The 14288-nt window shown below is 69.8% G+C and carries 12 protein-coding genes; all 12 read right to left on the bottom strand.

The features are described from left to right. Positions 1-3: 3 nt before the first annotated feature. The 12 genes from ACFWCK_RS06615 to rsmH all read right to left on the bottom strand — a co-directional run bounded on the left by ACFWCK_RS06615 (position 4) and on the right by rsmH (position 14259). Positions 4-687, bottom strand: coding sequence for a YggS family pyridoxal phosphate-dependent enzyme (locus ACFWCK_RS06615; protein WP_378805127.1), 684 nt, complete (start codon positions 685-687; stop codon positions 4-6). Next, complete coding sequence (gene ftsZ / locus ACFWCK_RS06610; protein ID WP_378805126.1) at positions 684-1847, bottom strand: cell division protein FtsZ; 1164 nt, start codon at positions 1845-1847, stop codon at positions 684-686. The genes ACFWCK_RS06615 and ftsZ overlap by 4 nt, the downstream gene beginning before the upstream one ends. 165 nt (positions 1848-2012) lie before the next feature. Beyond that, positions 2013-2912 (bottom strand): FtsQ-type POTRA domain-containing protein, encoded by a 900-nt coding sequence (locus ACFWCK_RS06605; protein ID WP_378805125.1) that lies wholly within the window; start codon positions 2910-2912, stop codon positions 2013-2015. 131 nt (positions 2913-3043) lie between these two features. Then, positions 3044-4444 (bottom strand): UDP-N-acetylmuramate--L-alanine ligase, encoded by a 1401-nt coding sequence (gene murC, locus ACFWCK_RS06600; protein ID WP_378805124.1) that lies wholly within the window; start codon positions 4442-4444, stop codon positions 3044-3046. Positions 4445-4514: 70 nt separating this feature from the next. After that, a complete protein-coding gene (locus ACFWCK_RS06595) occupies positions 4515-5588 on the bottom strand; it encodes a glycosyltransferase (RefSeq protein ID WP_378805122.1) in 1074 nt (357 codons plus the stop codon). Further along, the gene (locus tag ACFWCK_RS06590) at positions 5585-6817 is read right to left on the bottom strand and encodes a putative peptidoglycan glycosyltransferase FtsW (protein ID WP_233309145.1); all 1233 of its coding nucleotides are present in this window, start codon (positions 6815-6817) and stop codon (positions 5585-5587) included. The genes ACFWCK_RS06595 and ACFWCK_RS06590 overlap by 4 nt, the downstream gene beginning before the upstream one ends. After that, positions 6780-8318 carry a UDP-N-acetylmuramoyl-L-alanine--D-glutamate ligase gene (murD, locus tag ACFWCK_RS06585; protein WP_378805120.1) on the bottom strand — a complete coding sequence of 513 codons (1539 nt, stop codon included), beginning with the start codon at positions 8316-8318 and terminating at the stop codon, positions 6780-6782. The genes ACFWCK_RS06590 and murD overlap by 38 nt, the downstream gene beginning before the upstream one ends. Continuing rightward, positions 8315-9430, bottom strand: a complete 1116-nt coding sequence (gene mraY / locus ACFWCK_RS06580; protein WP_233309143.1) for a phospho-N-acetylmuramoyl-pentapeptide-transferase — start codon at positions 9428-9430, stop codon at positions 8315-8317. Before mraY ends, murD begins: the two co-directional genes overlap by 4 nt. Continuing rightward, positions 9427-10839 carry a UDP-N-acetylmuramoyl-tripeptide--D-alanyl-D-alanine ligase gene (gene murF, locus ACFWCK_RS06575; protein WP_378805119.1) on the bottom strand — a complete coding sequence of 471 codons (1413 nt, stop codon included), beginning with the start codon at positions 10837-10839 and terminating at the stop codon, positions 9427-9429. Before murF ends, mraY begins: the two co-directional genes overlap by 4 nt. Before the next feature lie 54 nt (positions 10840-10893). Then, on the bottom strand, positions 10894-12672 hold the full coding sequence (locus tag ACFWCK_RS06570; protein WP_233309141.1) for a penicillin-binding protein 2: 1779 nt from the start codon (positions 12670-12672) through the stop codon (positions 10894-10896). Positions 12673-12733: 61 nt separating this feature from the next. After that, positions 12734-13309 carry a hypothetical protein gene (locus ACFWCK_RS06565; RefSeq protein ID WP_378805118.1) on the bottom strand — a complete coding sequence of 192 codons (576 nt, stop codon included), beginning with the start codon at positions 13307-13309 and terminating at the stop codon, positions 12734-12736. Further along, positions 13306-14259, bottom strand: a complete 954-nt coding sequence (gene rsmH, locus ACFWCK_RS06560) for a 16S rRNA (cytosine(1402)-N(4))-methyltransferase RsmH (RefSeq protein WP_233309139.1) — start codon at positions 14257-14259, stop codon at positions 13306-13308. Before rsmH ends, ACFWCK_RS06565 begins: the two co-directional genes overlap by 4 nt. Positions 14260-14288 lie beyond the last annotated feature (29 nt).

The raw sequence follows: 14288 nt of genomic DNA, 5'->3' as shown, positions 1-14288 counted from the left end.
AGGCTAACCCTGGGCGGGTCGTGGCCCCGTGATTGCCGAGCCGATGCGAAGGTGTGTCGCGCCGGCGGCGATCGCCTCGGCGAAATCTCCCGTCATGCCTGCGGAGATCCAGTCGGCTCCGGGCGCCACGGCGCGCACCCGCTCCGCATACTCATGCACGCGGGCGAAGGCCGCCGCAGGGTCCTCGTCGAGCGGTGCGACGGCCATCACGCCGCGCAGCCGCAGCGTCGGCAGTGCGAGCACCTGCTCGGCGAGCTCCTCGAGCTCTCCCGGCGCGACTCCGCCACGACCGGGATCGTCGGTGAGGTTGATCTGCAGCAGCACGTCGAGCAACTGATCGTCGACCGCGGCGCGGTCGAGCGCTTCGGCGATGCGCAGGCGATCCACCGAATGGACCGCCTGGGCCGCGCGGCGGATCGCGCCGGCCTTGTTCGTCTGCGCCTGGCCGATGAAGTGCCAGCGCAGGCCGTCGAGGGCGGCCAGGGAGGTCGCCTTGGCGGAGAGCTCCTGCTGCCGGTTCTCCCCCACTTCCCGGACCCCGAGATCGTACAGCTCGCTCACGAGCGAAACCGGGTGGAACTTCGTCACGACGATGCGGGTGATCTCCACGGGATCGCGTCCCGCGCGCCGCGCGGCGTCCGCGATCGCTGCATCGATCGCGGACAGCCGCCCGGCGACGGAGCTCACTTCAGGAACTCGGGGATGTCGAGGTCGCTCTCATCGAAGGCCGGCTCGATGCTGGTGTGCACCGGCGGAATCGACGGCGCGGTCACCGAAACCGTCTCCCGCGGCGCCTCCTCTGTCTGCGCCGAGTCCTCGCGCTCCTCGACGGAGGGCTTCTCGGTGACGGCGGGTGCCGTCGTACGCGAGAAGATCTGCGGGTCGAGACGCAGCGTGGGTTCGCCGCTGTCGAAGCCGGCCGCGATCACCGTGACGCGCACCTCGTCGCCGAGGGTGTCGTCGATGACCGTTCCGAAGATGATGTTGGCCTCGGGGTGCGCGGCTTCCTTGACCAGATCCGCGGCGTCGTGGATCTCGAAGATGCCGAGGTTCGATCCGCCCTGGATCGACAGCAGCACGCCGTGCGCGCCTTCGATCGACGCCTCCAGCAGAGGCGACTCGACGGCGAGCTCAGCGGCCTTGATCGCACGGTCCGCACCGCGCGCCGAGCCGATGCCCATGAGCGCGGAACCGGCTCCCTGCATGACCGACTTGACGTCGTTGAAGTCCAGGTTGATGAGACCGGGCGTCGTGATGAGGTCCGTGATGCCCTGCACACCGGCGAGGAGCACCTGATCGGCGGTCGCGAACGCCTCGATCATCGAGATACCGCGATCGCTGATCTCGAGCAGACGGTCGTTCGGCACCACGATGAGGGTGTCGACCTCTTCCTTCAGCTTCGCCACGCCGGCGTCGGCCTGGCTCTGCCGACGGCGGCCCTCGAACGAGAACGGCTTGGTCACGACACCGATGGTCAGGGCGCCGATCGACTTCGCGATGCGCGCCACGATCGGCGCGCCGCCGGTGCCGGTGCCGCCGCCCTCGCCCGCGGTGACGAAGACCATGTCTGCGCCGGTCAGGGCCTGCTCGATCTCCTCCGCGTGGTCCTCGGCGGCGCGTCGGCCGACCTCCGGGTCGGCGCCGGCTCCGAGGCCGCGGGTGAGGTCGCGGCCGACGTCGAGCTTGACGTCCGCGTCACTCATGAGCAGCGCCTGCGCATCGGTGTTGATCGCGATGAACTCGACGCCGCGCAGGCCGAGATCGATCATGCGATTGACGGCATTGACGCCGCCACCGCCGACACCGACGACCTTGATCACGGCAAGGTAGTTCTGGTTCTGGCTCATCCCGTCCTCCGATGTTGTCGAGCCCCGGGCCGGAAACCTTAAACCTCAAGCAGAAGGTTAAAGTATTTCCCGGTATTGCTTTCTCTTGGATCGAAGGTAAGCGGCGCATGGCACCCAGGAGCCAAGCGACACGCACCTGCGCGCGATCGAGGCGGATATTCGTGCTCAGCCGACGACGCCGACGCCCGGGGAGGACACGTCGTACGACGCGGCGGCGGGGTTCGCCTTCATCAGGGCCTGCAGGGAGCGGGTCTTGAGCGCCGACTGCTCGGCACTCCCCCACACCACCTTGGCGCCGCCGGTCAGCTGCAGGACGATGTCGTCCGGAGTGGACGCGGTGGCGCCGTCGACCTGCGCGCGCAACTCGGCGGGCAGCGTGCGCAGCGCGGTGCCCACCGCCGCGAACGCCGGGGATGCCGTGCCGCCGCTGACGTCGATCAACGCGTATCCGGCCGGCCGTCCTTCACTGGTCGAGAGCACGACCCCCGCGGCGTCGACGACGGTGAAGCGCCCGTCGCTCTGCTGGATCACGCCGACGGGCGTGCGCTCCACGATCCGCACCACGAGGTCGTGCGGAGGGTGCGCCTCGAGGCGGTACGTCTCGATCAGCGGGAATCTGACCAGCGCGGCCTTGACCGCACTGGCGTCCACGAGCGCGAGCGGCCGGCCCACCTGCTCCGAGAGCGCCTTCTGCACATCGGCGGCCTTGAGGGAGCTCGCCCCCTCCACGGTGATGGTCTGCACCGCGAACAGCGGGCTGTACGCCGCGCCGACGCTGCCTCCCACGATGAGGAGTGCCAGAGCGGCAGCGATGACCCAGCCGATCCGGCGGCGTCGGGAGCGCTGGGTGAAGCGGCGGATCTCCGTGCGCAGCGCCTTCCGGCGCGCACGGGTGGCCTGCCAGAGGTCGCGCGCGGTCAGGGGCGCGTCATCCTGGGACGTCGAACGGTCCGCCTCCTCCGTGCGGTCCGGCGCGATCGTCGGATCAGCCGCCCCGCGCCTGAGAAGGATCGGCGCGGTCGCGTTCTCCTCGTCCGGCAGGCCCGTGACCGCCTCGGACTCCACCGGATCGTTCCCCGTACCTGCCCGCGCCCCCCACGCACGCGTCGGCGCGCCACCGGACGGCTGCGCGCGGACCGGGCGCTCCGGCTCGACCGGAGGCGCCGAAGCGGGGATCGCGGACGGCCGGCGCACGGTCAGCCTTCGGCGGTGGCGCGCAGCGCGTCCAGCACCTGCGGGATGATCTGGTAGACGTTGCCGCAGCCCAGGGTGATCACGTAGTCTCCCTCGCGCGCCACGGACGCGGTGTAGTCCGCGGCCTGCTGCCAGTCCGCGACGTAGTGCACGTGGTGCGGGTCCGCGAACGCGCCGCTGACCAGCTCGCCGGTGACGCCCGGAACCGGATCCTCGCGCGCACCGTAGACGTCCAGCATCACGGTGTGGTCCGCACCGGACTCCAGCACCTCCGCGAATTCGCGGTACATGTGCTGGGTCCGCGAGTACGTGTGCGGCTGCTGGATCGCGATGATGCGGCCGTCGCCGACGATCGTGCGCATGGCATCCAGCGCGGCGCGGACCTCGGTCGGATGGTGCGAGTAGTCGTCGTAGACGCTCACCCCGCGTGCGCTGCCGTGCAGCTCGAGGCGGCGGACGGTGCCAGCGAAGCCCTCCATCGCGCCGGCGGCGTCCGCGAGCCCGTAGCCGAGCGTCGTGAGCACCGCCACGGCACCGGCCGCGTTGATCGCGTTGTGCACGCCGGGAACCGCGAGCTGCATGCGGGCCGAGGAGCCGTGCATTGTCAGCGTCGCGGCGACCGGGCCGTCCGTGACGATGTCGGTGACCCGCAGATCCGCATCCTCCGCGAGACCGAACGAGATCACGTTCGGATGAGTGATCCCCGCCCGGACGCGGAGGGCGCCGGGGTCGTCGCTGGAGATCACGACGGCCTCGCTCGCGGCGTTCGCGAAGGTCACGAACGCGTCGTGGAAGGCCTCGTCGGATCCGTAGTGGTCCAGGTGGTCGGGATCGACGTTCGTGATCAGCGCGACCGAGGTGTCGTAGAGCAGGAAGGTGCCGTCGGACTCGTCGGCCTCGATCACGAAGAGGTCGTCGGCACCGGAGGAGCTGGAAGCGCCCAGCTGCTCGATCACACCGCCGTTGACGAAGTTCGGATCGGCGCCGAGCTCGCGCAGCGCGGTCACGATCATGCCCGTCGAGCTGGTCTTGCCGTGGGCGCCCGCCACCGAGACGAGGCGACGTCCGCGGATCAGCCAGTGCAGCGCCTGCGACCGGTGGATGACGTGCAGTCCACGCTCTTTGGCCAGCACGAATTCCGGGTTCTCCGGCCAGATCGCACCGGTGTGCACGACCGTGTCGGCATCGCCCAGGTTCGCTGCGTCGTGGCCGACATGCACGTCGGCGCCGAGTGCGGCCAGGGCCTGGAGGTTGGCGCTGTCCGCGCGATCGCTGCCGGACACGCGGATCCCCGCGTCGATGAACATGCGGGCGAGGCCCGACATGCCGGATCCGCCGATGCCGATGAAGTGCGCGGCGGTGATGTCTTCCGGGATCGGCAGGGAGAGGTCGGGTCTGATCATGGCTGAATCATCCTAAGTCGGGGCGAGCGGGCCGGAGGCCTGGCTCGCCGGGTCAGGGCGGGGGCGGCTCTCAGTGTGCGAGTGCGCGGTCGGCGAGGGCGATGAGGTCCTCGGTCCCGGTGCGCGATCCGACGAGCTCGGCAGCCTGCCGCATCGAGGCACGGCGGACGTCGTCGCCCAGCAGCGGGACCACCTCGCTCCGTACGCGCTCCGGGGTGAGCTGGCCGTCCTCGATCAGCACGGCGGCGCCCGCCTCGATCGCGGCCGCCGCATTCAGACGCTGCTCGCCGTTGCCGACGGCGTAGGGCACGTAGACGGCAGGGATCCCGAGAGCGCTGATCTCGCTGACGGTCGCCGAACCGGAGCGGGACAGGATCAGATCCGCCATGGCGAACGCCAGATCCATCCGATCCAGGTAGCGACGCATCGCATAACCCGAAGCGCCAGGATCCGGCATGTCCGAGCGGTCGCCGGTCGCATGCAGGATCTGCCACCCCGCGTCGAGGATGTCCCGCCAGGATCCGGCGATCGCCTCGTTCAGGCGCTGCGCGCCGAGCGAGCCGCCGAACACGAGCAGCACGGGCCGCTCCGGATCCAGACCGAACTCCGCCGCAGCCTCCGCGCGGAGAGCGGCGCGGTCCAGATCGACGATCTCCCGGCGCAACGGCATGCCGACGAGCTCGCCCCGGCGCAGAGGCGTGCCGGGGAATGCGACGCCGACCGCCGCCGCGGTGCGGGCGCCCAGCACGTTCGCCATGCCAGGACGGGCGTTGGCCTCGTGCACGACGAACGGGACGCGTTCGCGCCGCGCGGCCACGTACGCGGGGGCCGAGGCGTAGCCGCCGAAGCCGATCACCGCCTCGACGCCGTGCTCGCGGATGTAGGTGCGCACCTGCTTGACGGCACGTGCGAACCGCGCCGGGAACGCCAGGGCCGCACCGTTCGGGCGGCGAGGGAAGGGGACCTTGTCGATCGTGAGCAGCTCGTACCCGCGCTGCGGCACCAGCCGCGCCTCGAGGCCTTCGCGGGTGCCGAGGACCAGCACGGTCGCCTCGGGATCACGGGCGCGCAGGCCGTCGGCGACGGCGAGCAGCGGGTTGACATGCCCGGCGGTCCCGCCGCCGGCCAGAAGATACGTGGTCACTTCAGGAGGGTACCGGACCGACCTGCGGCCGATCCCTGCGCGGGCGCCGGCAGCGTCCGCGCGAATGACAGCAGCACACCGCAGGCCAGCAGTACGGACAGCAGCGACGTGCCGCCCTGAGACATGAACGGCAGCGGGACACCCAGAACCGGGAACACGCGCAGGACGACGCCGATGTTGATGAGCGCCTGGGAGAGGATCCACACGACGATGCCGCCGGATGTGATGCGGACGAACAGGTCGTCCGTCTTGCGGATCATCCGGAAGACGGCGACAGCGAAGAGCACGAACAGCGCCAGCACGAGCGCACAGCCGATCAGCCCCAGCTCCTCCCCCACGATCGCGAAGATGTAGTCGTTGGACGCGGCGGGGAGCCAGCCGTACTTCTCGCGCGAGTTGCCCAGACCGAGCCCGAAGATGCCACCGTTGGCCATGCCCCAGATCGCGTGCACCTGCTGGTAACACGTGGTGAGGTAGCAACTGGTGTCGCTCTTGCTGCTGAACATACTGAGGATGAGCAGCCGCCGCCGTTCGTCGGTCAGGGCGAAAAGCAGCACCGCGGTGCCGATAGCCAGCAGCGGCATCAGGATGACCCGCACCCGGACGCCGGCGAAGAACATCGCTCCCAGCAGGATCAGGAACAGCACCATCGATGTGCCGAGATCGCCGCCGCCGTAGACGGATCCGATGGCGAGGAATGCAACGGGCAGAAGCGGGATGTAGACGTGCTGCCAGCGGCCGAGCAGATCCTGCTTGCGCCACAGGATGAACCCGGCCCAGATGGCCAGCGACAGCTTGATGAACTCCGAGGGCTGGATCACCTGCCCGGCGATCCTCACCCAGTTGGTATTGCCGTCGTTGGTCCAGCCCAGGGGCGTGTAGATCAGCATCTGCAGAGCCACGGCCCCGATCAGCACGACCCATGCCATGCGCTTCCAGAACAGGACGGGCAGCCGGCTCACGAGGAACATCATCGGCACGCCGAGGGCCGCCACGATCGCCTGGGTCAGGACGATCGAGAACGGGCCCAGTCCCTGGTCGACCGCGTTCGCGCTCGACGCCGACAGGATCATCACCAGACCGAACACCGTCAACAGCAGCGACGTCGACGTGATCAGCGCGAACTCGGTGGACACCGGGCGGAACACGCGACCGAGCCTCACTCGCGCGGCGAGCCCGTCGACGCGCGGCTCAGGCGTCGACGCCGGACGTGCTCCCACCTGCGTCACCGGCACTCCCCTGATCGATCCACTGCCGCACCGCCTCGGCGAAGCGGTGGCCACGATCCGCATAGCTGGCGAACTGATCGAAGGACGCCGCCGCAGGAGCGAGGAGCACGGTGTCCCCCTCCTGGGCGATGCCCGCGGCCAGTTCCACCACCCGGGTCATGACCTCTTCAGTGTCGCCGGGGACGACCTCCAGGACCTGCACCGCGGGCGCGTGTCGTGCGAACGCCTCGAGCAGATGCGTCCGGTCGACGCCGATGACGAGGGCCGCGCGGGCGGTCGCCCCCGCTCCGGCCACGAGCTCCGACAGGTCGACGCCCTTCAGGTCACCGCCGACGACCCAGATCGCGCCCGGGAACGCCCGCAGCGACGACTGCGCGGCGTGCGGGTTCGTCGCCTTCGAATCGTCCACCCAGGTGATCCCCGCAGAACGGGCGACGACCTCGATGCGATGCGCATCGAGGCGAAAGCCGTCGAGCGCCGTCCTGATCGCGGCGGGCTCGACGCTGAGCGACCGGCTGAGAGCCGCCGCGGCGAGGATGTTCTGCACGATGTGCGGGGCGTTCAGCCCGTGCGCGGCGAGATCCGCCACAGTCGTGAGCTCGAGGGCGCTGTGATGGCGGTCGTCGAGGAAGGCGCGGTCGGCGAGGATCCCCTCCACCACGCCCAGGTCGCTGGGGCCGGGGATTCCGAGCCCGAATCCGATCGCACGGGCGCCGTCGATGACGTCGGCGTCCTCGACCATGCGCTGCGTGGCCGCATCGGCCTTGTTGTATACGCAGGCGATGCGGGTGTTGCGGTACACGACGGCCTTGGCTTCGCGGTACGCCTCCGCACTGCCGTGCCACACGAGGTGGTCGTCGGCGAGATTGAGGCACGTGGCCGCCCACGGCACCGGCTGACCGACCGCGTCGGAGAGCCCCAGGTACCAGAGCTGGTGGCTGGACAGCTCGACCACGAGCACGTCGAAGCCGCCCGGGTCGCGCACCGCGTCGAGCACGGGCACGCCGATGTTGCCGCAGGGAGCAGCGCGCAGGCCGCCCGCCACGAGCATCGTCGCGGTGAGCTGGGTCGTCGTGGTCTTGCCGTTCGTCCCCGTGATCAGCACCCATTCCGCGGGGGTGCCGTCGTCACGGAGGACCTTGTCCCGCACCCGCCAGGCGAGCTCGATGTCGCCCCACAGCGCGATCGAGCCCGCGCGGGTCCATGCGATGACCGGATGCGCGGGCGCGAACCCCGGCGACGCGATGACGACCTCCGGTGCGAACTCGACGAGTCGCTCGGGGACGGAGCCGAGGTCTCCGATCCACAGCTCGGCGCCGATCAGCGGCACCAGGCGCTCGTACTCCTCGGTGGCGCTCTCGGAGAGCACCAGCACCTCCGCGCCGAGCTCGGTCAGGGTGTCGGCGACCGAGAATCCGGTCACGGACAGCCCGAGCACCGCGACCCGCAGCCCCCGCCAGTCGGCGTGCCAGCTGGTCAGGGCATCGAGATCGCGCGTCATGAGCTGGTCAGCCTCAGCCACTCGACGTAGAACAGGCCGAACGCCGACACGGAGAGCAGACCGGCGATGATCCACATGCGGACCACGATCGTCGCCTCCGGCCAGCCGCGCATCTCGAGATGATGATGGAACGGGCTCTGCAGGAACAGGCGCTTGCCACGGGTGAGCTTGAAGTAGGCCAGCTGCACGATGACCGAGCCCGACGCGATGATGAAGACGCCCGCGAGCAGCACGAGCAGCAGCTCGGTGCGGGTGAGGATCGCGAGTGCGGCGATCACGCCGCCGATGGACATGGATCCGACGTCGCCCATGAAGACCTTCGCCTTGGGCGCGTTCCACCACAGGAAGCCGATCAGCGCGCCGACGAAGGACGCGGAGATGACGGCCAGATCGAACGGGTGCGCGACGTCGTAGCAGCCGGCCAGCGACGACGGCGAGAGCGACTCGGCGGCGCAGGACTGCTTGAACTGCCAGAACGAGATGAGGCTGTACGCGCCGATCACGAACACTGCGCACCCCGCGGCGAGGCCGTCCAGGCCGTCGGTGAGGTTGACGCTGTTGGAGGTGGCGATGCCGATCACCGAGATCCAGAGCAGGTACAGCAGCCAGCCGACGATGGGGCCCAGGGCGAACAGCCACAGCACGGGGATGTCGCGGAAGAGCGACACGAACCCGCTGGCCGGGGTGTTGCCCGACGGGCTGCGCACCGTGAGCGCCACGATGCCGAACGGGACCATGACCAGCACCTGGCCGAGGATCTTGCGCCAGCCCGAGAGCCCGAGGCTGTTGCGCTGTCGCAGCTTCATGTAGTCGTCGATGAAGCCGACCGCGCCGAAGCCCAGCATGAGCCAGATGACCAGCAGTCCGGAGACCGTCGGATAGCTGCCTCCGGTGAAGGTGCCGACGCCGTACCCGACGACGGTGCCGAGGATGAAGATGACGCCGCCCATGGTCGGCGTGCCCCGCTTCGCCTGATGGCTGGGGTTGCTGATCGATTCCGGCGTGCGGATGACCTGCCCCCAGCCCCACTTCCGGAACAGCCGGAGGAACACCGGCGTCAGCAGGAGCGTGAACGCGAGGGAGATCGCGGCGGAGGTAAGCAGGGATCTCACGAGAACGATTCTCCCAGACGATCGCCGAGGAACCGGAGCCCGGCGGAATTGGACGACTTCACGAGCACCCGATCACCGGGGCGCAGCTCGCGCTGGAGGTACTCGAAGGCGGCGTCGGCGTCCGCAAGATGCACGGCTTCGCCGTCCCACGAGCCCTCGCCCACGGCGGCCAGGTAGAGCCGGCGCGCCTCGGCGCCGACCACGACGATGCGCTGGATGTTCAGACGCACGGCGAGCAGGCCGATCCGGTCGTGCTCGTCGCCGGCCGTCTCGCCGAGCTCGCTCATCGCACCCAGCACGGCGACCGTGCGCTCGTCGGGACCGGTGATCTGCGCGAGCGTGCGCAGGGCGGCGGCCATCGAGTCCGGGCTCGCGTTGTACGCGTCGTTGATGATGCGCACGTCCGTGCCGCCCATGGGCTGCATGCGCCACCGTTCGGCCAGCTGCACGGTCTCCAGGCGCGCGATGGCGTCAGCGGGTGCGACGCCGAGGGCGCCGGTCGCCGCGATCGCCGCGATCGCGTTGTTCACGTGATGCGCCCCGAGCACCTGCAGGCGCAACGGCAGCGCCTGCCCGTCCACGTGGACGATGCACGACGTGCCGGACGGGGTGACGTCGATCTCGGCGGCGCGCACGTCTGCCGCGGTCCCCTGGCCGAAGCCGACGATCCGCAGTCCGCGCTCCTCGGCGAGGGACGCCATGCCCGCCACGCGCGGGTCGTCCAGGTTCAGCACCGCGGTGCCGCCGGGCGCGGCGGCCTCGACCAGTTCGGCCTTTGCCCGCGCGGTCTCCTCGATGCCGCCGAAGCCGCCGGCGTGCGCGAGCCCGACCATGAGCTCGATCACGACGTCGGGGGTCACGAGACCGGCCAGGCGGGCGATCTCCCGCGGCGCGCTGGCGCCGAACTCGCATACCAGGAAGCGCGTGGTGTCGGTGATCCGCAGCATCGTGAGCGGCGCGCCGACCTCGTTGTTGTACGACGCGATCGGAGCGATCGTCTCGCCCTCGTCCTGAAGGATCCGCGCCAGGAAGTTCTTCGTCGTGGTCTTGCCGTTGGATCCGGTCACGCCGACGATGCGCAGGCCGCCGGCGGCACGGACCCTGGCGACGACCGCACGGGCGAGCTCCGCGATGGCGTCGACGACATCGGGCACGACGATCTGCGAGATCGCCTCGGCGACGGGGTGCTCGACGAGCGCCAGCACCGCACCGTTCTCCAGCGCCGCGCCCACGAACCGGTGGCCGTCGGTGTGCTCACCGGGCTTGGCGACGAAGACACCGCCCTGGGTCATCTGGCGCGAGTCGGTGTCGACGACACCGGAGACGATCGATGCGGGATCGTGACCTGCAGCGGGGCGCAGATCACCGCCGACGATCTCGGCGATCTCCGCGAGGGACAGACCGATCATGGGAAGGGATCCTCCGAGGGCGATGCCGCCACCTCGAGGCGACGGCAGCCATCACTAGTACTTGGGCAGCAGCGGTTCCATGGGGGTGGTGGACGGCTGCACGCGATAGGTCTTCAGCACCTGCGTCATCGCCTTCTGGAAGGCGGGCGCGGTGGCCGCAGACGAGGTTACCCTAGTGGGCTCGTCGAGGGTGACCACGACGACGTACTCGGGGTGGTCGGCGGGGGCGTATCCCACCATGCTGGTGAAGTAGATCCCCTCCTTGTAGGCGCCCGTCTCCGGATCCGGCTTCTGGGCGGTTCCGGTCTTGGCCGCGATGCGGTAGCCGGGGACCTTGATCAGGTCGGAGACGCTGCCCTGCTCGGCGACGTTCTCGATCATGCGGCTGAGTTCGGCGTCCTTGGTCGCGTCGAACACGCGCTGCGGCTTGGGCGCCGGCGCTTTCGTGACCTTGCCCGCCGCGTCGGTGCAGGACTCCACCAGGGACAGCGGGACCTTCACCCCGCCGTTCGCGATGGCCTGGTACGCGCTCGCGACCTGCGGCGCGGTGACCGTGTAGTACTGCCCGAAGGTGGTCGTGTAGTGCGACTGGTAGTCCCAGTCCTTGACCGGGTGGATGACGCCGGAGGCTTCGCCGGGGAAGTCGATGGCGGTCTTGCTGCCCACCCCGAACTTGACCAGCTCGTCATAGCGCTGCTGGTCGGTGACCATGTCGCCGAATTTAGACAGCGCCACGTTCGAGGAGTCGATCAGGGCGCCCGCGAGCGTGTAGTCGTAGGCCGGGTGCTCGAACGCGTCGTTGATCACGGCGCCGTTCGGGAACTCCTCATGGCTGGAGGCTCCCGTGATCCTCGTCGAGGCGTTCGCGTTCGCATACTCCATGACCGATGCGGCGGTGATGGCCTTGAAGGTGGATCCGGGCTCGAAGCTCGTCGAGAAGATCCGGGATCCTCGGTCCTCGGGGTTCGCGGCGCCGGGGTCGTTGGGGTCGACGCTCGGGAACTCGGCGGCCGCGCGGATCTTGCCCGTGCCGACCTCGACGACCGTCACCGTGCCCGCTTTGGCCGCCTGCGTCTTGACCTCTTCGGAGATCATCTGCTGCAGGTACCACTGCAGCTCCGTATTGATCGTGAGCTGCACCGTGCCGCCGTCGACCGCGGGCGTCTCGCTCTGACTGCCGGGGATGACGACGCCGTCCTTGCCCTGGAGGTAGCTCTCCTTGCCCTTGGTGGCGCTCAGGCAGCTGTTCTGCGTCTGTTCGAGTCCGGTGAGCTCGCCGTCGCCCGAGATGAACCCGAGGAGGTTGCCTGCGACGGCGCCGTTCGGATAGACCCTGATCGAGCGCGGCTTCGGCCAGAGGTAGGCCAGATCGAGCGCGCGGAGCTTGAGGAACTGGTCGGTGTCGACGCCCTTCTTCAGCTCGACGTACTGCGACTCCGGGTTCGCCTTGAGCGAGTCGGAGACTTCCTTGCGCACGGTGTCGCCGCTCTCGCCGATGATCTCGGCGATCTTCTCCGAGGCTTTCGCCCAAGGGAGCTTCGGCTTCGACTTCGCCTCCTCCAGCCCCTTCATCGCCGAGGGATCCATGGTGATGTCGTACACCAGCTGACTCTCGGCGAGGACGGTGCCGTTCGAGTCCACGATCGTGCCCCGCGCGCCGTCGATGTCGCGCGTGGTGCCGAGGCTCCAGTCCATCGATTCCTTGACGTTCGCGGAGGCGCTGACGACCTGGATGTCGACCAGTCGGACCAGGAAGCCGCAGATGATCGCGGCGATCACAGCGAGGGCGAGGACGGTCCGCCGGCGCGGTGTCCGGCTGGCTCGGGGTGTCATCGGATCTCCGTCCGGGGCTCGCGGTCTGTCATCGTCTCGGGCTGATCGTCGGCGGCTCGGGTCAGCGGATGGTCGGACTCGGCAGGCCCTCTGCCGTCGGCGGGGCCTCCACCTGCACGGGAGCCTTCTCCTGTGTCTTCGGTTCTACGCCTGCTCCCCCCGGCTTCGTCGCGGTGGTGGGCGGCGTGTCGCGGACCAGGGCGTTCGGCACGGCGTTCCCGCCGGTGGGGTTGACCGTGGAGGCCCACGGCGCGGGGCCCGCGGCGCCGATGACGCCGCCGTCGCTCAGCCGCAGGTAGCTCGCACTGCCGCCGACCACCAGCCCGAGCTTGCTCGCCTCCGCGGCGAGGGACTGCGGCGAGCTGATCCCGTCGAGGTCCTGAGCCGCGGCCTGCGCCTGCCAGGTCAGCTGCTTGTTCTGCTGGGTCAGCTTCGCGACCGCGAACGAGTCCTGCGTGGTCGCGATGGTCAGCGCGATCTGCGCGCCGGCGATGAGGGCCGCTCCGGCCAGCGCCACGACGGCGTACGCCAGACGCGGACGGCGGCGTCGGGCGGGGCGTTCGATCGCACGGAGGTGGCGCGACCGCTGCGGGTCGTCGAACTCGGGCTGCAGCAGGGCGTTCTCGGCCAGGCTCATCGCGCGGCGCTCCTCTGATCGTCTCTCACACGTTCTGCGGCGCGCAGGCGCACCGGGATGGCGCGGGGGTTGGCCGCGCGCTCCTCCTCGTCGGCGAGCTCCGCGCCCTTCGTCAGGTTCTTGAATCGCGGCGCGTGCTCCGGCAGCTCGACCGGCAGGCCCGCCGGAGCCGTCGATGCCGAAGCCGCGGCGAACGCCTGCTTGACCAGCCGGTCCTCCAGGGATTGGTAGGACATGACGACGATCCGCCCGCCCAGGACGAGCGCGTCCATGGCGGCGGGGATCGCGTCGGCGAGCACGTTCAGTTCGCGGTTCACTTCGATGCGCAGCGCCTGGAACACGCGCTTCGCGGGGTGCCCTGCGCGCGCCACCGCTGCCGGGGTGGCGTCCTGCAGCACCTCGACCAAGCGTCCGGAGCGCTCCAGCGGCGCGGACTGGCGGGCCTGCACGATCGCGCGGGCATAGCGGCCGGCGAGCTTCTCCTCGCCGTAGCGCTCGAAGATGCGGCGCAGCTGCCCCTCGCTGTAGGTCGCGAGCACCTCGGCGGCGGTGACGCCGCTCGACTGGTCCATCCGCATGTCCAGCGGCGCGTCCTTGGCGTAGGCGAAGCCGCGCTCGGCCTCGTCCAGTTGCAGTGAGGAGACCCCCAGGTCGAACAGGATCCCCGACGCACCCTGGGCGTGGGTGCCGATCGCGTCGTAGACGGTGTGCACGAGGGTCACGCGGTCGCCGAAGCGGGCCAGCCGCTCCCCCGCGATCCGCAGCGCGTCCGTGTCGCGGTCGAGTCCGACCAGGCGGATGTTCGGCAGACGCTCGAGAAACGCCTCGGAGTGCCCGCCCATTCCGAGCGTGGCGTCGACGAGGACCGCACCGTCGTGCTGCAGCGCAGGAGCCAGCAGCTCGACGCAGCGCTCGAGCATCACGGGGGTGTGTATGCGACGGATGTCCATGGTTCCTTCGGCCTTCCGGTCCCTGACCC

The organism is Microbacterium sp. NPDC060117 (assembly GCF_042729315.1).
Classification (GTDB): domain Bacteria; phylum Actinomycetota; class Actinomycetes; order Actinomycetales; family Microbacteriaceae; genus Microbacterium.
The sequence above is the reverse complement of the archived record's forward strand: the minus strand, read 5'-3'. Positions and strand labels throughout refer to the sequence as shown.